Consider the following 16,944-nt stretch of genomic DNA (forward strand, 5'->3'; position numbering starts at 1 on the left):
TGTATGTCAGTCAATACATAAATCGCTGATAAAAACGAAGCCTGTCGAACTGTTCAATTGACTCCTGACTGACGTGCCTGCCGATGCGGGCCATCAGACAATTGGCCGGATGAGAGCTGATTTCCGGTTCATCCGTTGCAAACCAGACAAGACCCCCGGCATTCATCATCTTTTCCATGATCTTTCTGTATTCCCACACATCTTTTTTCATTCCTTTTAAATCCCAATGCCAGTAATATTCCGTCGTCATGATGATGTACCGTTCCATCTGTTCATCCATCATGCTGACTGTCAGCAACGTTTTTCCGACAGAACAGCCCCTGTAGCCGGGAGCGACCTCGATCGCACCGAGTTCAAGGAGGTCTTCCATATTTCCGTCAGACCACCGTTCAAGCGGATCAGGATATAAATACGTCACATAGCCGATAATCGTCTGTCCGTCCCTGGCGATAATGATCCGACCTTCAGGAAGCCCGGCGATCTCGATTAACGCTTTGTGCTGTTCATGAGGAAGGCGAAAGGCTGTCAGGCCTTCATGAAACTCATACTGTGCTAGGTCCTTTGGAGGAACGGGCCCTTCTACCAATAGAGGGCCGGCTGCTGTCTGAATTGATGAAGAATGGTACGTTTTATGATGTTTCACTGATTCACCGCCTGTCGGTTCTTAATAAAAACACATCTCTCTTAAGCATAACAAAATATAAAGCGTTTTCAATAGTGTTGTAATTTATATTTTAAAAATTGAGAAAACTGTGAACATCTACTATAATTAGTCTATAGATAAGCAAAGGGGGATGTTGCATGAATTTGAAAGCGTTGCCGGCGGAAAAGGGGAATTATCATCTGCGAAATTATGAGGAAACGTACCGCAGCTTCGATTGGAAAGAGGTCGAAGCGGAGTTTTCCTGGCATCAGACGGGGAAGCTGAATGCGGCGTACGAAGCGATTGACCGTCATGCCGAATCATTTCGAAAAAACAAAGTAGCGCTGTATTACAAGGACGCAAACCGGAATGAAAAATACACATTTAAAGAAATGATGGAGGAATCGAATCGGGCGGGAAATGTACTGAGACGGTATGGAAACGTGGAAAAAGGGGACCGCGTTTTTATTTTCATGCCGCGTTCGCCGGAGCTTTACTTTATCATGCTCGGCGCAATTAAAATCGGTGCGATCGCCGGCCCTTTATTTGAAGCGTTTATGGAAGGCGCCGTCAAAGACCGCCTGTTGAACAGCCAGGCAAAGGTTGTCGTGACGACACCTGAACTGGCCGAACGGATTCCGGCGGACAGCCTGCCCGACCTCGAGCATATTTTCATTGTCGGCGGCAGCAAAGAAGCGGGAGATAAAATCATCCATTATGATAAAGCGGCTGAGGGAGAAAGCACGAGACTTGATATTGAATGGATGGACAGAAGAGACGGCTACCTGCTTCACTACACATCAGGGTCTACCGGAACGCCCAAAGGTGTGCTCCATGTTCATGAAGCCATGATTCAGCAATACCAGACCGGCAAGTGGGTGCTTGATCTTAAAGAAGACGATATTTACTGGTGCACTGCGGACCCGGGCTGGGTGACCGGGACGGTGTACGGGATATTTGCGCCGTGGCTGAACGGAGCGGCGAACGTGATCGTCGGCGGCAGATTCAGTCCGGAAAACTGGTACGGCACGATTGAGAAGCTCGGTGTCAGCGTCTGGTACAGCGCTCCGACGGCTTTCAGAATGCTTATGGGCGCCGGAGATGAAATGGCATCCAAATTTGACCTTACTTCACTTCGTCACGTCCTGAGTGTCGGAGAACCTCTGAACCCCGAGGTCATCAAGTGGGGACATAAAGTATTCGGCAAGCGCATCCATGACACGTGGTGGATGACAGAAACGGGCGGACAGCTCATCTGCAATTATCCTTGCATGGAGATCAAGCCGGGTTCAATGGGGAAACCGATTCCGGGAGTGGAAGCGGCGATCGTTGACAATCAGGGAAATGAGCTTCCGCCGTACCGAATGGGAAATCTCGCTATTAAAAAGGGCTGGCCGTCGATGATGGATTCCATTTGGAACAACAAAGAGAAATACGATTCTTATTTCATGCCGGGCGGCTGGTATGTTTCCGGAGATTCTGCTTATATGGATGAAGACGGTTATTTCTGGTTCCAAGGCAGAGTCGATGATGTCATCATGACATCCGGCGAGCGCGTCGGCCCGTTTGAAGTCGAAAGCAAACTTGTTGAACATCCGGCAATTGCCGAAGCCGGGGTCATCGGAAAGCCGGACCCTGTCCGGGGAGAAATTATTAAAGCGTTTATCGCGCTCAGAGAAGGGCATGAGCCATCCGATCAGCTGAAGGAGGACATTCGCCTCTTTGTAAAACAGGGGCTTGCCGCGCATGCCGCACCGCGGGAAATTGAATTCAAAGATAAACTTCCGAAAACACGGAGCGGAAAAATCATGAGACGTGTGCTGAAGGCGTGGGAGCTGAACCTGCCGGCAGGCGACCTGTCCACAATGGAAGATTAAAGACGGCGTTGACATCGTATTTTATTTATGTTAAAAATGAGTAAGCTTCATACGAAAAGGTTTTGATTGAGACAAGTAGGATATCTGATTGTTCCAGAGAGCTGATGGCCGGTGAAAATCAGCACATAAGATATGCCGAATACACTCATGAACCGCTTTTGCGAACAAAGTCATTCCAAGGCTTTCAGTAGTGAAAGAACGGACACGGTCCGTTATCAAAAAGAGTGATAAAAGCTTTTTTATGCTTTTATTAGTAGGGTGGTACCGCGATTATATCGTCCCTTCGTTTTAAACGAAGGGGCGTTTTTTATTTTCATAAACAAAGGAGCAGACAAAATGACTAACTTATTAGAGGATTTATCATTCCGCGGCTTAATCCAGCAAATGACGGATGAAGAAGGACTGAATAAACAGCTGAACGAAGAAAAAATCCGTTTATACTCAGGGTTTGACCCGACGGCTGACAGCCTGCACATCGGACACCTTCTGCCGATATTGACACTGCGCCGTTTCCAGCTTGCAGGCCACCATCCGATTGCGCTTGTAGGCGGCGCGACGGGACTGATCGGCGATCCGAGCGGCAAAAAAGCGGAGCGTACGTTAAATACTCAGGATATCGTTGTCGAATGGTCGCAAAAAATTAAAAATCAGCTTTCCCGATTTTTAGATTTCGAGGCGGGAGAAAATCCCGCTGTCATAGCGAACAACTTTGATTGGATCGGAAAGCTGAGCATCATTGAATTTCTCCGCGACGTCGGAAAGAACTTCGGAATTAACTACATGCTTGCGAAAGATACTGTAAGCTCAAGAATTGAAACCGGAATTTCTTACACGGAATTCAGCTACATGATCCTGCAATCCTACGATTTTCTGAATCTGTACAGAGAAAAGAACTGCAAACTCCAAATCGGAGGCAGTGACCAGTGGGGCAACATCACGGCCGGTCTTGAACTGATCAGAAAATCAGAAGAAGAAGGGGCGAAAGCTTTCGGTCTTACCATTCCGCTCGTCACAAAAGCTGACGGCACGAAATTCGGCAAAACGGAAGGCGGCGCCATTTGGCTTGATAAAGAAAAAACATCGCCGTACGAATTCTACCAGTTCTGGATCAATACAGATGACCGCGACGTCGTCAAATACTTAAAATACTTTACTTTCTTGTCAAAAGAGGAAATTGAAGCTTATGCTGAAAAAACGGAGACGGCTCCTGAGAAAAGAGAAGCGCAGAAACGTCTCGCTGAAGAGGTGACGGTTCTTGTACACGGCCGCGAAGCGCTTGAGCAGGCCGTTCATATCTCCCAGGCGCTGTTCAGCGGCAATATTAAAGAGCTTTCTGCTCAAGACGTCAAGGTAGGATTTAAAGATGTACCTTCGTTTGAAAAAGACCGCTCTGAAGAACTGTCTTTAGTAGACGTGCTAGTGGAATCTAAATTATCGCCTTCAAAACGGCAGGCCCGCGAAGACATTCAAAACGGAGCTGTTTACATTAACGGCGAGCGCCAGACGGACATCGGGCATCTTCTGACTGCGGAAGACCGCATTGAAGATCAATTTACCGTACTGCGCCGCGGAAAGAAAAAATACTTCCTGATCACGTACTAAAAATAAAAAGCAGTCCGGCCGCTCCATGCGGCAGGCTGCTTTTTTATGTTTTGTGAATACTGCACGGGGAAATGAGTACAGTACATGGTATAAGCAAAACAGGGAAGGGGTGCTGCGCCGTGAATTTTATGTTTACCATCGCCAAAGAAAGATTGCAGCGGGATCATTGGGAACAGCAGCAAAGCATAAACGCCGAAGCCGAAGCCGAGGAATCAGAGACGGAAGAAGAAAATCCGATATCATAAAGGTAAAGCCTCCATTCTGCGGAATGGAGGCTTTTGATTGTCACCATATCAGCCTGACGGCGGCCATCAGCACGACTCCTGTGATGACCGTGATGGATAAGCTTTTTGTCAGCATCGCACAAAGCAATGTCGGGATGAGAACGATCATTGCTTTCCAATCAAAGGTCAAAGCGCTGTTTGTTTTCACAATCATGCTTTCCGTTACCAGAGCAGTCAAAATGCAAAGCGGAATAAAGGAGAGCCATTTTAAAGCCAATTCAGGCATCTGAATGTTCCGGACAAATATAAACGGAACAATGCGCGGCACAAGTGTAACAATCATGCAGCCGAGTATAATCCAGATCATTTGTGTGCTGATGCTCATTTGTCCGTCACCACCCCGATCGTTGCCACAATCACGGTTGAGACGATGACCGCGATGTGTGACGGGACGAAATACGATAACAAGACCATAAAAATGATCATATAGAGAATTAAGGAGAGGCTGTGCTTCAGCTTTTCCGAAGCGGATGACTGCAATTGCAGCACAAGCAGCGCCGCGAACATAGCGGGCAAAGCAAAGTCCAGGCCGAGCGCGTAAGGATCAGATATCCATTGCCCGAGAAGCCCGCCCATCACGCAGGAAATAACCCAGCACATGTAAGCGGTTATATTGAGGCCGTTCATCCACTTATCGTGTAACCTGCCGTTCTGAGCCGCTTTGTTCACCGCTACTCCGAAAGATTCGTCAGTAAGCAGAGCCCCGAAGCCGATATTTTTCGCCAGAGAGTATTTCGTGAAATACGGCGCGATGGTCAGGCTCAGCAGAAGGTGCCGCAGATTGACGATAAACGTCGTTAAAATAATGGCGGAAATCGGACTCCCGGAAACAAGGAGCGAGCAAATAATAAATTGGGCGGCGCCGGCATAGACACACAAGGATAACAAACAGATTTCAAGAATGCTTAGATGAGAGGCAACGCCGACGATGCCGAAAGCAAAACCGATGCTCATATAGCCCAGCAGCGTAGGCACACAATCCCGCACCCCCTGTAAAAACGTATCGTTCATTTCCCGGGAAACGGCGGTTTTTTGCACTTCTGTGTTAATCATTTTTTATACTCCTTTCATAGAGATTATAATGATAACGACTAATGAAAAAATCAAAGAAAATACGGTTCACATTTATATGAACCGATTTCCGGTGACGACATGAAATAACGAATGGTTTTGTTTCATCAGGCCTTCAACTTTTTCAGCCCCGACTTCTTTCACAAGCTCTGCGAACATCAGATCGTGCCTCATATATTCCATGGCCACGAGAACGAGAGCGGGATCTTCTGATTTAATGGCCCAGGCATTGGTCTGCGGAGAAAAATTGGCGATTAAGACTTCTTTATTATCTCGGGCAGCTATCGTTAATCTTCCGCCCATCCGTTTCTCCGCCACTTCAGGAGACATATTATGATTTGTCGTATTTCCGAGCTTCACTTCCGGAGGGCCGAACACAATCGAAAAGACGGGCAATTGTTCGGCGGCGCGTTTATTAGCGGCTTCTTGAATAAAGGGAATCTGCTGTTCCCAGACAGACAGCCACAACTCTTCCTCGGCTTTTTCAATCATATCCTTCATCTCATTGATGACATGATCATTCGTGCTGATGCGGCGGATGACATTCATCTCCTGCTCGCTTTCCAGCGCCAATAACTTTTCCTCAAGGTAGCCGAATGAGTTCTCGAAATCGTGCCGGAGCCGGTCGATTAATTCCTTTCCGGCCAGCGGGGCATATGTAACCGGATCAGACGGTACAATATGGACAGCGCCTTTATCAACTAATTTCCCCAATACCTCATAGATCATTGAGCGGGGGACGCCTGACCTTTTGCTGATTTCATATCCGGTAACAGGCGAGTGTTTCAACAAGCCGATATATGCTTTACATTCATATTGAGAAAATCCAAACTTCTGTAATTCTTTCAGAACATCGTCCATAAACATCCTCCGTAGTGGTTATTCATGAAACTACTATAATGTAAGCGGTTATATCTTGTCAATGGGACTTGAGTGCTGAAAGAAAGGTTCGCCTGTTTTGTCGCTTTCCAACTTAGTTTATGATGAGTTACATGTATGGCTTTTGTGAAAAACGTTGCCGTAGACCCACACGAATTCCGTTTGATACGATAAATACAAGAAGTCAAAAAGAGGAGGATCACGGTGGAAAACACCTCTAAAATCGCTTTTTTATCGGTTATAAGCAATTCCCTGGTCGTCATGCTCAAAATAGTGGTGGGGATAATAACCGGATCTGTCGCGATACTTTCTGAAGCCATTCATTCTTTTTTAGATTTGATCGCCGCCTTCATCGCCTTTATCTCCGTCAGGATTTCAAAAAAGCCGGCTGATACAGGGCATCCGTACGGTCATGGAAAAGTCGAGAATCTGTCGGGGACCATCGAGACGATTCTGATTTTTGCGGCAGGGATTTGGATGATATATGAATGCGTTCAAAAACTGGTGAACCCGGCGCCGGTTCATCTGCCCGTATTGGGAATTGTTGTGATGCTTGCGGGGGCTCTCATTAATTTGATCGTTTCGAAGTTCGTAAAAAGAGAAGCCGAAAAGGTTAATTCCGTGGCAATGAAATCAAATGCCCTGCATTTACTGACTGACGTGTACACATCATTAGGCGTAGCGGCAAGCCTTTTGGTCGTTACCTTAACGGAGTGGTACATACTTGATCCCATTATAGGTATGGTGCTGGCGGTGTATATCATATATGAAGCGTTTAAATTAATGAAAGAAGCATTCCCGCCGCTGATTGATACCCGTTTGTCGGAAGAGGAAGAAAAAACAATTTTAAAGATTATCGAAACATTTCAACAGGAATTTATTGAAATTCACGATTTTCGTACAAGACGCTCCGGCCCGCAAGAGTATATTGATTTTCACCTGGTCGTAGCCTCTCACGTGACGATTAAAGACGTGCACGACCTGTGTGACCGCATTGAAAGAGATATTACGAATGAATTCAAACAAGCACAGGTAATGATTCACCCCGAGCCGGAGAGCGAGAGGAAGAAATAAATCGATCTTATGTTTGCGTTTGTTCCCGGCAAAATGCCTGCAAAAGGCCCGTTCCCACGGGTCTTTTTGTTGTATAAATGTCCATTTCTCGCTCATATGAGAGAGAAGCTTATACACGTGAGGGATACATTTCATACGTTATGTTGTAAAGAAAAAGGGAGGTGAACAGAATTGAACGCTATTTCTGTTAAAGAAATTGAACATGGAGTTGCCGTTGCGGAAAGAGAAGGTTTAGGGGAGTATTTATACCAAGAACCGGTTTCCAAAAAATGTTCGGGCCGTTCCCGCAGCAGAAAACGGAGTCATCACCGGACACACCGCTCCCGCAGCAGAAAACGGAGCCATCACCGGACACACCGCTCCCGCAGCAGAAGACGGAGCCATCACCGGACACACCGCTCCCGCAGCAGAAGACGGAGCCATCACCGGACACACCGTTCACGCAGCAGACGGTCCCATCAAAAACGTACCCGCAAGCGCTGTTTTAAATGCTGACTGCAGACTCTATTACAAGTAACGGAGATCTGCTATAATGGCAAGAGAACTGCATAAAAGATCCGGTATCATCATCTGCGGACACTGAACTGACAACATGGCGCTGTTTGTTCGTGTCCGTTTTTCGTGTCAAAAAAAGATGCCGGAGGATAAAAAGGAAGGGATGACGCCGAATGAAACTGAATGAGGACTTTTATAACTCTGAAGGAAAGACAGTCTCTTCGCAAAACATAAGCAGCAAGCTTTTGCATATCACGGACAGCGGGCATATCAGCGTTGACTTCATCAGCATAAGCAGGCTGCGGAAGGCTTCAAAAATCGCGATCTTAGGTGACAGCGTCGCCCGGGGGCTGCGTGCGGAATACGGCTTTGGTGACATTCTGAAAGACCGGACAGACGCTGAAATAACCAATCTCTCTGTCAGCGGCGTTAATATGAGCAACAACGGAAGCGATAACATTTATCAGCAAGCGCTTAAAACAAAAGGACATGATGTCATTATTGTCCAGGGAACAGATGATGACTGGTGCAACCACATTCCCATCGGCACAGATGAAAAGGATATCACCACATTTTACGGAGGCTTCTGTCAAGTGATTCAGCAGCTGCGAAGCGGAAATAAAGGCGCGAGCATCATTGTGGTGACCCCAACGAGACAAGCAAAAATATCAAAAGGAAAAATCGTCCGCCGTGATACTGATAAAAATAAACTGGGCCTGAAGCTGGCTGACTATGTGAAAGCCCAAAAAGAAGCCTGCACACTCCTCTCTGTACCGTATGCCGACCTGTTTGATACAGATCTCATCGACCCGTATAATCCCGCTTTCCGAAGCATGTGCATGTCAGAAGGTCTTCATCCGAACGAGAAAGGGCATCAAATCATATTTCAGGAAATCTGCCGGAATTATTATTACTATTATGGGTAACACAGCGCTAACAGATTATTTTCGGCCTTGCTTTTCTAAAAGCTCAATTATTCTTTGAGATGCGTGTTTTTGCGCTCTCAAAAGCGAGACGATATTACCGGTAAAACCGATTAAAATGATCAGCAGCAAAATGATCATCCACATCAGTGAACCTCCCGTCGAGTGTTGAAAAACCCACTCTTTATTTTACTTATTATGGATGGGGAAGAGAATAGGTCTAACTATTGGTGTTTCTTTATAAATCCATAAAAAAATGCACAGACTGAACGGGTCTGTGCATTTTTATTCGCTTATTTCAGCAGGTTCAATGATTCACGATTAAAGGCTTCCAAATCGTCAGGCGTTCTGCTCGTTACGATGTTATGGCTCACGACGACTTCTTCATCTTTATAATTTGCGCCGGCATTGATTAAGTCTTTGCGGATGCTGCGGAATCCAGTGATATCTTTTCCTTTAAGAAGGTCGGTATCAATCAGCAGCTGCGGGCCGTGGCAGATCGCGAAAACGGGTTTCTGATTTTCCACGAATGCTTTAGTGAATTCACCCGGGCGGTCATCTCCGCGCAGAAGATCCGGTGAAAAGCCTCCGGGAATCAATAACGCATCGAATTCTTTTGGGTCTGCGTCTGAGATCGCTTGATCGATCTTTACTTTCTCACCGTGCTTGCCCGTCACTTCTTTCCCTGCTTCCAAATCTATTGTCACCACACTGTGGCCCGCTTCTTTAAATGCTTCCGCCGGGCTTGTATATTCAATATCCTCAAATTGATCTGTCATCAGAACTGCGATTTTTTTGCTCATACATCATGCCTCCTGTGAATTTGTATATGACAAGAATATCAGGCGGATTGCCGCCTCACAACGTATTTGCTTGAAGATACGGCATGAAAAAAAGACCCCTCTGAAAAAGAGGAGCCAAAAGGTACGGAGGTCTGCTGAAACTTACGTGTTTAACTTGAGATAAGGCAAGAAATCGAACCAATTACTTTTTGCGTCTTTTTTTATCCTTTTTACACCCGCATTTCCCCGGATCGCCCGGATCAATGACTTCGTGAATTGTTTCTTCCTGATAAACGTGGCGGGGAACATAACGGATATGTTCTCTGTTAATGTGTTTGATGGGATGGACGTAAACCACTTCTTTGTCAGTATACTTGTCAGTCACAATATACTTAGGGTCACAGTAATACACTTTCGATTTTTTACCCATTCATCTCACCTCCCGTACTTTATTAAATGCTGAAAAGGAGGATTTTGCATCGGACAAGTACACCATGGCAAGTCCACAATTTTTCAGCTGCAATTTCGTTTTTCTGGTTTTTCCTGAATCCGTCTCAAATTGGTATGGCTAACCCTTTTTGAACGGGGAAATCTATAAAAAAGAATTCAAAAACGATTCTTTTCTCAGGTCAATCGAGATGCATACATCTTTAGGGGGATTTCAGAATGCTCGATGAAAAAACGATTGAAATCATTAAAAGCACAGTGCCGGTCTTAAAAGAGCATGGTGAAGAAATCACAGGCCGATTTTATGACCTGCTGTTTCAGCATCACCCTGAGCTGCTGAATATCTTTAATCAGACAAATCAAAAGAAAAAAACACAGCGTACGGCCTTGTCGAATGCTGTGATTGCGGCCGCAGCCAATATTGACCGGCTGGAAAATATAGTCCCCGTCGTCAAACAAATCAGCCATAAGCACCGGAGTATCGGTGTTAAGCCCGAGCATTATCCAATCGTTGGAAAGTACTTGTTAATCGCGATAAAGGATGTGCTAAAAGACGGGGCTGCTCCTGAGGTCATTCAGGCATGGGAAAAAGCATACGGCGTCATTGCAGACGCTTTTATCGGAATTGAGAAGGACATGTATGAACAAGCGGAAACGCAAAAAGGCGGCTGGAAAGACGATAAGGCGTTTAAAATTGATAAAAAGGTAAAAGAAAGCAAAGAGATAACGTCGTTTTATTTAAAACCGGAAGACGGACAAGTTCTCCCCGAATTCAAAGCGGGACAGTATATCAGTGTAAAAGTATACATTCCGGACACGGGCTATACGCATGTCCGCCAGTACAGTTTGTCGGATGTATCCGGTAAGGATTATTACCGGATTTCCGTGAAAAAAGACGGAATTGTTTCTTCATATCTGCATGACCAATTACACGAAAAGGATTCAATTGAGATCAGCGCTCCGGCCGGGGATTTCGTATTAGACCCTGATTCCAAAAAGAATCTGGTTCTCATCAGTGCCGGTGTCGGAATTACCCCGATGATCAGCATGTTAAAGACGGTTGCCAAAACCCAGCCGCAGCGAAACGTTCTCTTTATCCATGCGGCAAGGAGCGGAGAGTATCATGCGCTGCGGCATGAAGCTGAAGAAGCCGCAGAACACTCATCCGTTGACACCGTCTTTATTTACAGTGAGCCGTCCGAACAAGACCGTTCAGAAAACATTCGTTTTCGGGAAGGCCGGATTGACAAACAGCTGTTAGAAGAAGTGATGACAGATAAAGATGCTGATTTTTTCCTGTGCGGATCACCGTCGTTCATTAAAGAAATGAAAAAGCTGATTTCTGAATTCAATACACCGCCGGAATCGATTCGCTATGAATTATTCGAACCGCAGCTGAGTATGGTGTGATTGAAGAAGGAAGGACGATGATTTTAATGTATGAAGCACCCGGGTTGGGTGCTTTTTTATTCTAGATAACAGAACGAACAGGGAATTAGAGCGGGTTGTCCCGTCGATGGCTGCCGCTGAGTATGTCGGTTTGGATGATATAGGCACGCACACGCTGAGGAAAATATTCGGGTACCATTTTTACAAGCAAACAAAAGATGTTGCCATGCTGCAGGACGGACAACCCTTCGATTCATTGGAATCAATCAGGATGCCATGAACAACGCTATGAAGAAATTCAAGATATAAGCAGGCTCATCTCATAAACAAGATGAGCCTTTTTTTTTGCATATTTTTATTGATTCCCTTCAAAAAGCATATGTGGAATTCATTTTAGTCATATTGCTTGAAAACAAGGGTGGCGAGGGCTGACGGGCTTCGGGCAGTTGCACAGTATATAACATATGGGTAATTCGTGGATAAATGTGGATACTTCCTGTAAATGTTATATAATAGGGGAAAAGTTTAGGAGTGAAAAATTTGAACTTTGATACGAAGTATCTTATTAGGTGGGGAATACCAGGATGGGTATTCATTATGTTAATAAGCTTGCCAATCTTATTTTTATATCATAATGAATTACTTAAATTAAAAATAGATATATCCAAGACCTTGGGTCTTTTTGTATCATTAGCTTTTTTCGGAGTAACTATCGGATACATAATGCAACAAATTCACTTTTCTAGTCGGTGGTCTAAAAATAAACAAATCATAGATGAAGCTGCTAGAATGATAAATGCTGTTGAGGAGCACGTTAAGGGTGTAAGTCTGTTTGAGTGGGGCGAAAATCATCATAAAGATTATTATGTATTTGAATATGTTTGGCATAGGGGGTTATTGAGATTAAAAGATGCTCAAAGAGATTATGTAGCTGATCGATATAGGCATATACTTAGCACAATTCATAGTTTAGGTACTCTTAGAGTTTCTCTGGTGATTTCCTTTGTGATTAATTTGGTCACTTTAACAAAATATAATTTTGATAGTTATTTTAATTCAACCTTCAATCCAAATATGTATATATTCAATTTAGTTATATTTATAATTTATCTTGGACTTATAGGTTGGTTGTTTAAAGTAGTATCAAAAGGTTACGAGCATTATTCAGCTAACTTAAATGCGTTTCAAGGTTATTTTTTGAACGAGCTAATAAATTGGGGTACTCTCAAAGAAAATAAGCAACAAGAGGAAGAGGAAGAAGTAGAAGTCAGTTATTAAAATGGCACAAACTTGGCAGAATAACGGCACACCATTTTCTTTTAAGTGAGGTATTATGGTAATAGGTAATAAATTTAAGAAGGTTCTCTGGTTCTCAAGAAAGCAGATAATAATTATAGTATTCTTCTCGATCCTATGAGAAGAGATTATAGGAGGATTAGTATGAAAATAAAAATCATTATGGATAGTGGTAAAGAATATGTAACAGTGAAATTTGAATCAAAAGAAGACTTAGCGACTAAATTAGGACAATCACCAGATGAGGTTTTGTATTTTTCTGTAGATGATGAAGAAAAAATATATTTGAATGCAGAACACGTCTCCTCTTTTGAAATTCTAGATTAGCATCCTTCGGGTGCTTTTTTGTTGCATACAATCGAAGGATTTCAGGGGAAAGGGAGGACTACTGCGAACAGCATAAGAGAACCACGCAAGCCTATGACCAATACCGGGAATCATCAGCTGCCAAACGGGGGTATAACAGCAAGTGGAGGCCGTCGCGCGCTGGTTACCTGTCCAAGCGTCCGTTATGTGCTGTCTGCTTAATGCAAGGAAGAAGAACCCCGGCGACAGTTATCAATCATATCGTTCCGCATAAAGGCGGTATGAACCTCAAGTAAATGGGCCCTTATGCGCCTCGTGTCATGGCCGGTAGACAACGACGGAGGATGGAGGATTTGGGAACAGAACATCAAATGAAAGAATGTACAAATTCCCCAAGACTAAAAATTAAATTCTTTTGCGTACACTTAACTTCATCTGTTTCGATGTTATTGTCTTCACTGTCATATACCGAGCATAAAAGAAAGATGGGTAAAAACAAATTTGTGAAGCTTGTGTGTTTTAAAAAAGATAGGAGGATGTAACCCCCTATCTTCTCATTCTTCCTATTCTGATTAACTCCCCAATAATTGATCCAGCGATGAAAATAATCAATGGGACTGGAGTGAATTTATTACCCAAAACGCCCATGTAAACAAAATAACATGCACATAAAACAAGGAACAGTAGGATATATCTTTTTAATATCCTGTTAATATTAGACGTTGTTTTTTCTTGTTGCATATTTTTTCACCTCGTTTTTATGGTCGGCAAGTTGATGGGATTGGCCTGCTTCCAAAGAATTTGGGACTGTCTGCCGTTTTAAGGACTTTCTTTCTTTTAGAGTCTTCGTAGAATTTTGTTCTATTAGCATAAGGGTATGCGCTGCATTTAAAGGCATAACGATATTGGAATACTGTATAGTATGCAGTTGTTTGGGTACCTGCTAAAAACCCTACAATAGCGAATACTACGTTGTAAGGTGTTTTTGTTATTGTTGAAATAGCTGTGGCTGCCACACCGACAGAAACGCCTTTCAAATTGTATTTATAATTGTATTTCCCCATGTATTTTCCACCGGGCGGTATCTTCATAGTTGACATATTAGAAGAAGAAAATACCCCATCTTCCTCCATAGTAAGGTTAAAATCGACCTCACCGTTTTTATAAAGTGTGTTTGTTTCGTTGTTGTATTCAAATTTTGTAACTGCCCCATTTTCCTCAGTAACTTTAGCTTTATTCACAGCTGGGTCAGTAAAGTCGTAAGAATAGACATACTTTTCCCCATCAATCTCAAAAACATTCTCACCTACAGTATCATTTGACATTGATGCAGGGATGTTCAACATTTCATTGCTTTCTGCTTTGGCTTTAAAGTTGGGCATAATACCTACAACCAATGCAGTGACCAAAAACAAAAGTAAAGCTGACCTGAATTTCTTCAAACAATCACACTCCCTATTGTATATTCGTTACGACCCAAATTATACCGGTATTGTTATTTTTTAAGAATAGGGACAGCGAAGTGTAAATTCGACAATGGAGATAAATAGTCCGCTATAATACCGTTCTGAAAAAGTGGGTAAATAGCCTTTTTTTGTAATTGCGCGATGTCGAAAGAGAAAATTGCGTGATGTCGAAAAAAATCCTATTAATTACATTTTATGTTAAAGGTATGCTAGAATATTGTTTGAGAAAATTTAGAATATTTGTAGAAAGAGGGGTTTATCTTATGAGTAAACTGGCTTCTGAATGTGTTGCAAATATATTAAATGATTGGTATATCGCGATAAAACAACAAGACGCTGAGTCTGCTGAGAAATATTTTGAAGAGGTCAAACCATTGTTTGATGAGATGGAAGAGGATCAGGAAGTTTTGATGTATTATTCTTTGTTGGAGGAAAGGCATAAAATGCTTTTGTATCAGGTGAAAGGGGAGGAGCTTCCGCCTCATTCATATTTTAATGAAAACCACGCTGAGGAAATAAAAAAAACAGACCATATGATTGAATATTATTTCTTTCTATTTGAAGCGTTATATGAGTCGCACAAAAGGAATTTTGAGAAAGCAATTACTTTGTTCAAAATAGCCGAGAAAAAATTGAAAGATATACCCGATTGTATAGAGCGGGCTGAATTTTATTCGAAAGTGGCGTCTATGTATATGATGCTGCGGCAGAGTCTAATTTCTTTGAATTATATCAATGACTCTGTACAAATTTATAGAGAGAACGAAGGCTATAAACGAAAGCTTGCCACGTCTCTTATGATTGTCGGGCAAAACTACACTGATTTAGGGCTTTACGAAAAAGCGGAGGAAAGTTTTTTAGAAGCAATCAGAATTTCGAGAGTTCTACAAGATTCACTATTTACCGCATTAATACATCATAATTTAAGTATTACATATTCTGCAGCAAATCGTTCCCAAGACTGTATAAATGCCTTGAAAAAAGCCATCAGAAATAAAGATTGGAGGGACTCGGTTTATTATATAAATTCCCTGTATATGTTTCTGAAAGAGCTTTATAAAATAGGGGATGTAAATAAAATTCCATATTATTATAAAAAGACAAAGGAATATTTTAAACGAAAAGAGAATAAGGTGTATGAGGCTAAAATAAATATTATTTACGGACTTCTGCAGCAGGATCAGAGGAAAAGCATTGAAACTTGTCGAGGTGGTATTTCTTACTTATATGAAGTAAATGACCTTGATAGCGTCTTTGATCTTTCTTTGGTTATTTCAGAACACTGTGAGAAGCATGGACTCTATAAAGAGGCGCTTGAATTTTCTAAGCATGCTATTTTAGCCGAGGAGAAAATGAGGCACCTGGAGGGATTGTAATTGAAAAAAGTTATTCTTTGTGCAGCTCTCACCTTCGTTACGTTAAGTGGTTTAGCTGTAGTCAAGATTAATCAAGAATCATCAGATGTTAAAATAACGGAGCGCCCGGTGGGTACTCTAAAATTAGCAGAGCGGCCAGTAGGCACATAAAAAAAGCCCCTGTCCGGGGCTTTTTTTAATAAAGAGAGGGAGCATCTGTCCACATTCTGACAGCCCAAAAGAAAAACCCTAGAAATGTTGATATAACAACGTTTCTAGGGTTTAATCCAATGCTCTTTAAAGAGCGTTTTACTTAACGGGAGTAGAACTCAACGATAAGCGCTTCGTTAATTTCCGGAGCAAGCTCAGAGCGCTCTGGAAGACGAGTGAATGTACCTTCAAGCTTTTCAGCGTCGAAAGTAAGGTACTCAGGAACGAAGTTGTTTACTTCTACAGATTCTTTGATGATAGAAAGGTTTCTTGATTTTTCGCGAACACCGATTGTTTGACCAGGTTTTACTTGGTAAGACGGAATGTCAACGCGGCTTCCGTCAACAAGGATGTGACCGTGGTTAACTAATTGGCGAGCTTGACGGCGAGTGCGTGCAAGACCGAGCTTGTACACAACGTTATCAAGACGTGCATCTAAAAGAATCATGAAATTTTCGCCGTGTTTACCAGTCATTTTTGCAGCTTTGTCAAACAATGTGCGGAATTGACGTTCGTTTACACCGTACATGTGACGAAGTTTTTGCTTTTCTTGCAATTGCAAACCGTATTCTGATAGTTTTTTACGCTGTCCCGGACCGTGGGGACCTGGTGCGTAAGGGCGTTTTTCTAATTCTTTACCTGTACCGCTAAGAGAGATTCCTAAACGGCGGGACAGTTTCCAAGATGGACCTGTATAGCGAGCCATAATGTGACTCCTCCTTTGGTTTTATTTTGTGGAAAATAAAAACCGTCTGTTCGATCCGACCGTGCACATTTTGTTTTCATGTATCCTCGCTCCAGCAGCAGAGAGTTACACGATACACCTTACAGCTAAGGAACAAAAT

The 16,944-nt window shown here is 43.1% G+C and carries 20 protein-coding genes, 3 pseudogenes and 1 other annotated feature; of the genes and pseudogenes, 14 read left to right on the forward strand and 9 right to left on the reverse strand.

Annotated elements, in window-relative coordinates; genetic code table 11:
* Positions 1-10 precede the first annotated feature (10 nt).
* Positions 11-643 carry a GNAT family N-acetyltransferase gene (locus ACWJJ5_RS10660; RefSeq protein WP_003152390.1) on the reverse strand — a complete coding sequence of 211 codons (633 nt, stop codon included), beginning with the start codon at positions 641-643 and terminating at the stop codon, positions 11-13.
* A gap of 158 nt (positions 644-801) precedes the next feature.
* Between ACWJJ5_RS10660 and acsA the strand changes: the two genes are divergently transcribed.
* From acsA to sr7p, 3 genes are all read left to right on the forward strand, one after another.
* Complete coding sequence (acsA, locus tag ACWJJ5_RS10665) at positions 802-2,520, forward strand: acetate--CoA ligase (protein ID WP_003152391.1); 1,719 nt, start codon at positions 802-804, stop codon at positions 2,518-2,520.
* A 53-nt stretch (positions 2,521-2,573) separates the two neighbouring features.
* Positions 2,574-2,806: a binding site (T-box leader), on the forward strand.
* Between the two features lie 50 nt (positions 2,807-2,856).
* The gene (tyrS, locus tag ACWJJ5_RS10670; protein WP_007613147.1) at positions 2,857-4,122 is read left to right on the forward strand and encodes a tyrosine--tRNA ligase; all 1,266 of its coding nucleotides are present in this window, start codon (positions 2,857-2,859) and stop codon (positions 4,120-4,122) included.
* Between the two features lie 119 nt (positions 4,123-4,241).
* A complete protein-coding gene (sr7p, locus tag ACWJJ5_RS10675; protein ID WP_255219922.1) occupies positions 4,242-4,367 on the forward strand; it encodes a small protein SR7P in 126 nt (41 codons plus the stop codon).
* Between the two features lie 40 nt (positions 4,368-4,407).
* On the opposite strand, the gene ACWJJ5_RS10680 is transcribed toward sr7p, so the two are convergent.
* The 3 genes from ACWJJ5_RS10680 to ACWJJ5_RS10690 form a co-directional block, all read right to left on the reverse strand.
* The gene (locus tag ACWJJ5_RS10680; RefSeq protein ID WP_003152394.1) at positions 4,408-4,731 is read right to left on the reverse strand and encodes an AzlD domain-containing protein; all 324 of its coding nucleotides are present in this window, start codon (positions 4,729-4,731) and stop codon (positions 4,408-4,410) included.
* Positions 4,728-5,459, reverse strand: a complete 732-nt coding sequence (locus tag ACWJJ5_RS10685; protein WP_077722711.1) for an AzlC family ABC transporter permease — start codon at positions 5,457-5,459, stop codon at positions 4,728-4,730. The genes ACWJJ5_RS10680 and ACWJJ5_RS10685 overlap by 4 nt, the downstream gene beginning before the upstream one ends.
* A gap of 72 nt (positions 5,460-5,531) precedes the next feature.
* Positions 5,532-6,338 (reverse strand): TrmB family transcriptional regulator, encoded by an 807-nt coding sequence (locus tag ACWJJ5_RS10690; RefSeq protein WP_017418381.1) that lies wholly within the window; start codon positions 6,336-6,338, stop codon positions 5,532-5,534.
* A 222-nt stretch (positions 6,339-6,560) separates the two neighbouring features.
* Here ACWJJ5_RS10690 and ACWJJ5_RS10695 point away from each other — a divergent pair, with 222 nt between their 5' ends.
* The 4 genes and pseudogenes from ACWJJ5_RS10695 to ACWJJ5_RS10710 all read left to right on the forward strand — a co-directional run bounded on the left by ACWJJ5_RS10695 (position 6,561) and on the right by ACWJJ5_RS10710 (position 8,851).
* Positions 6,561-7,430, forward strand: coding sequence for a cation diffusion facilitator family transporter (locus ACWJJ5_RS10695; protein WP_007408764.1), 870 nt, complete (start codon positions 6,561-6,563; stop codon positions 7,428-7,430).
* 171 nt (positions 7,431-7,601) lie between these two features.
* Positions 7,602-7,652 (forward strand): annotated as a pseudogene (locus tag ACWJJ5_RS10700) (hypothetical protein); the annotation flags it as partial.
* A 47-nt stretch (positions 7,653-7,699) separates the two neighbouring features.
* The gene (locus tag ACWJJ5_RS10705) at positions 7,700-7,918 is read left to right on the forward strand and encodes a hypothetical protein (RefSeq protein ID WP_454022394.1); all 219 of its coding nucleotides are present in this window, start codon (positions 7,700-7,702) and stop codon (positions 7,916-7,918) included.
* A 180-nt stretch (positions 7,919-8,098) separates the two neighbouring features.
* Positions 8,099-8,851 carry an SGNH/GDSL hydrolase family protein gene (locus tag ACWJJ5_RS10710; protein ID WP_029973317.1) on the forward strand — a complete coding sequence of 251 codons (753 nt, stop codon included), beginning with the start codon at positions 8,099-8,101 and terminating at the stop codon, positions 8,849-8,851.
* A gap of 15 nt (positions 8,852-8,866) precedes the next feature.
* Here the strand turns inward: ACWJJ5_RS10710 and ACWJJ5_RS10715 are convergent, their stop codons facing one another.
* From ACWJJ5_RS10715 to ACWJJ5_RS10725, 3 genes are all read right to left on the reverse strand, one after another.
* Positions 8,867-8,995 (reverse strand): hypothetical protein, encoded by a 129-nt coding sequence (locus ACWJJ5_RS10715; RefSeq protein ID WP_255219918.1) that lies wholly within the window; start codon positions 8,993-8,995, stop codon positions 8,867-8,869.
* Positions 8,996-9,141: 146 nt separating this feature from the next.
* Positions 9,142-9,651 carry a type 1 glutamine amidotransferase domain-containing protein gene (locus ACWJJ5_RS10720; protein ID WP_063636788.1) on the reverse strand — a complete coding sequence of 170 codons (510 nt, stop codon included), beginning with the start codon at positions 9,649-9,651 and terminating at the stop codon, positions 9,142-9,144.
* 181 nt (positions 9,652-9,832) lie between these two features.
* Complete coding sequence (locus ACWJJ5_RS10725) at positions 9,833-10,060, reverse strand: hypothetical protein (protein WP_003152402.1); 228 nt, start codon at positions 10,058-10,060, stop codon at positions 9,833-9,835.
* A 236-nt stretch (positions 10,061-10,296) separates the two neighbouring features.
* Here ACWJJ5_RS10725 and hmpA point away from each other — a divergent pair, with 236 nt between their 5' ends.
* The 5 genes and pseudogenes from hmpA to ACWJJ5_RS10750 all read left to right on the forward strand — a co-directional run bounded on the left by hmpA (position 10,297) and on the right by ACWJJ5_RS10750 (position 13,399).
* Complete coding sequence (hmpA, locus tag ACWJJ5_RS10730) at positions 10,297-11,487, forward strand: NO-inducible flavohemoprotein (RefSeq protein WP_454022395.1); 1,191 nt, start codon at positions 10,297-10,299, stop codon at positions 11,485-11,487.
* Between the two features lie 109 nt (positions 11,488-11,596).
* Positions 11,597-11,775, forward strand: a pseudogene (locus ACWJJ5_RS10735) (site-specific integrase); the annotation flags it as partial.
* 222 nt (positions 11,776-11,997) lie between these two features.
* Positions 11,998-12,744: a hypothetical protein gene (locus ACWJJ5_RS10740; protein ID WP_454022396.1), complete on the forward strand. Its 747-nt coding sequence runs from the start codon at positions 11,998-12,000 to the stop codon at positions 12,742-12,744.
* Between the two features lie 162 nt (positions 12,745-12,906).
* Positions 12,907-13,089 carry a hypothetical protein gene (locus ACWJJ5_RS10745; RefSeq protein ID WP_088461261.1) on the forward strand — a complete coding sequence of 61 codons (183 nt, stop codon included), beginning with the start codon at positions 12,907-12,909 and terminating at the stop codon, positions 13,087-13,089.
* 38 nt (positions 13,090-13,127) lie between these two features.
* Positions 13,128-13,399 (forward strand): annotated as a pseudogene (locus ACWJJ5_RS10750) (HNH endonuclease).
* A gap of 427 nt (positions 13,400-13,826) precedes the next feature.
* Here the strand turns inward: ACWJJ5_RS10750 and ACWJJ5_RS10755 are convergent.
* Positions 13,827-14,510: a hypothetical protein gene (locus ACWJJ5_RS10755; RefSeq protein ID WP_146284211.1), complete on the reverse strand. Its 684-nt coding sequence runs from the start codon at positions 14,508-14,510 to the stop codon at positions 13,827-13,829.
* Between the two features lie 287 nt (positions 14,511-14,797).
* Between ACWJJ5_RS10755 and ACWJJ5_RS10760 the strand changes: the two genes are divergently transcribed.
* Entirely contained in the window at positions 14,798-15,910 is a 1,113-nt protein-coding gene (locus tag ACWJJ5_RS10760; RefSeq protein WP_454022397.1) for a response regulator aspartate phosphatase, read from the forward strand.
* Positions 15,911-16,060 (forward strand): PhrK family phosphatase-inhibitory pheromone, encoded by a 150-nt coding sequence (locus ACWJJ5_RS10765; protein ID WP_454022398.1) that lies wholly within the window; start codon positions 15,911-15,913, stop codon positions 16,058-16,060. It begins immediately after the preceding gene.
* A gap of 142 nt (positions 16,061-16,202) precedes the next feature.
* On the opposite strand, the gene rpsD is transcribed toward ACWJJ5_RS10765, so the two are convergent.
* The gene (gene rpsD / locus ACWJJ5_RS10770) at positions 16,203-16,805 is read right to left on the reverse strand and encodes a 30S ribosomal protein S4 (protein ID WP_003152406.1); all 603 of its coding nucleotides are present in this window, start codon (positions 16,803-16,805) and stop codon (positions 16,203-16,205) included.
* Positions 16,806-16,944: the final 139 nt, after the last annotated feature.

It is taken from the genome of Bacillus sp. JK74, assembly GCF_053663395.1.

What these genes read in the sequence shown, in the direction of transcription:
- ACWJJ5_RS10720 (WP_063636788.1), bottom strand. Translation starts at nt 9,651, where the DNA reads ATGAGCAAAAAAATCGCAGTTCTGATGACAGATCAATTTGAGGATATT.
- ACWJJ5_RS10680 (WP_003152394.1), bottom strand. Translation starts at nt 4,731, where the DNA reads ATGAGCATCAGCACACAAATGATCTGGATTATACTCGGCTGCATGATT.
- ACWJJ5_RS10715 (WP_255219918.1), bottom strand. Translation starts at nt 8,995, where the DNA reads ATGTGGATGATCATTTTGCTGCTGATCATTTTAATCGGTTTTACCGGT.
- ACWJJ5_RS10710 (WP_029973317.1), top strand. Translation starts at nt 8,099, where the DNA reads ATGAAACTGAATGAGGACTTTTATAACTCTGAAGGAAAGACAGTCTCT.
- ACWJJ5_RS10690 (WP_017418381.1), bottom strand. Translation starts at nt 6,338, where the DNA reads ATGGACGATGTTCTGAAAGAATTACAGAAGTTTGGATTTTCTCAATAT.
- tyrS (WP_007613147.1), top strand. Translation starts at nt 2,857, where the DNA reads ATGACTAACTTATTAGAGGATTTATCATTCCGCGGCTTAATCCAGCAA.
- acsA (WP_003152391.1), top strand. Translation starts at nt 802, where the DNA reads ATGAATTTGAAAGCGTTGCCGGCGGAAAAGGGGAATTATCATCTGCGA.
- ACWJJ5_RS10760 (WP_454022397.1), top strand. Translation starts at nt 14,798, where the DNA reads ATGAGTAAACTGGCTTCTGAATGTGTTGCAAATATATTAAATGATTGG.
- hmpA (WP_454022395.1), top strand. Translation starts at nt 10,297, where the DNA reads ATGCTCGATGAAAAAACGATTGAAATCATTAAAAGCACAGTGCCGGTC.
- ACWJJ5_RS10725 (WP_003152402.1), bottom strand. Translation starts at nt 10,060, where the DNA reads ATGGGTAAAAAATCGAAAGTGTATTACTGTGACCCTAAGTATATTGTG.
- rpsD (WP_003152406.1), bottom strand. Translation starts at nt 16,805, where the DNA reads ATGGCTCGCTATACAGGTCCATCTTGGAAACTGTCCCGCCGTTTAGGA.
- ACWJJ5_RS10685 (WP_077722711.1), bottom strand. Translation starts at nt 5,459, where the DNA reads ATGATTAACACAGAAGTGCAAAAAACCGCCGTTTCCCGGGAAATGAAC.
- ACWJJ5_RS10705 (WP_454022394.1), top strand. Translation starts at nt 7,700, where the DNA reads ATGTTCGGGCCGTTCCCGCAGCAGAAAACGGAGTCATCACCGGACACA.
- ACWJJ5_RS10745 (WP_088461261.1), top strand. Translation starts at nt 12,907, where the DNA reads ATGAAAATAAAAATCATTATGGATAGTGGTAAAGAATATGTAACAGTG.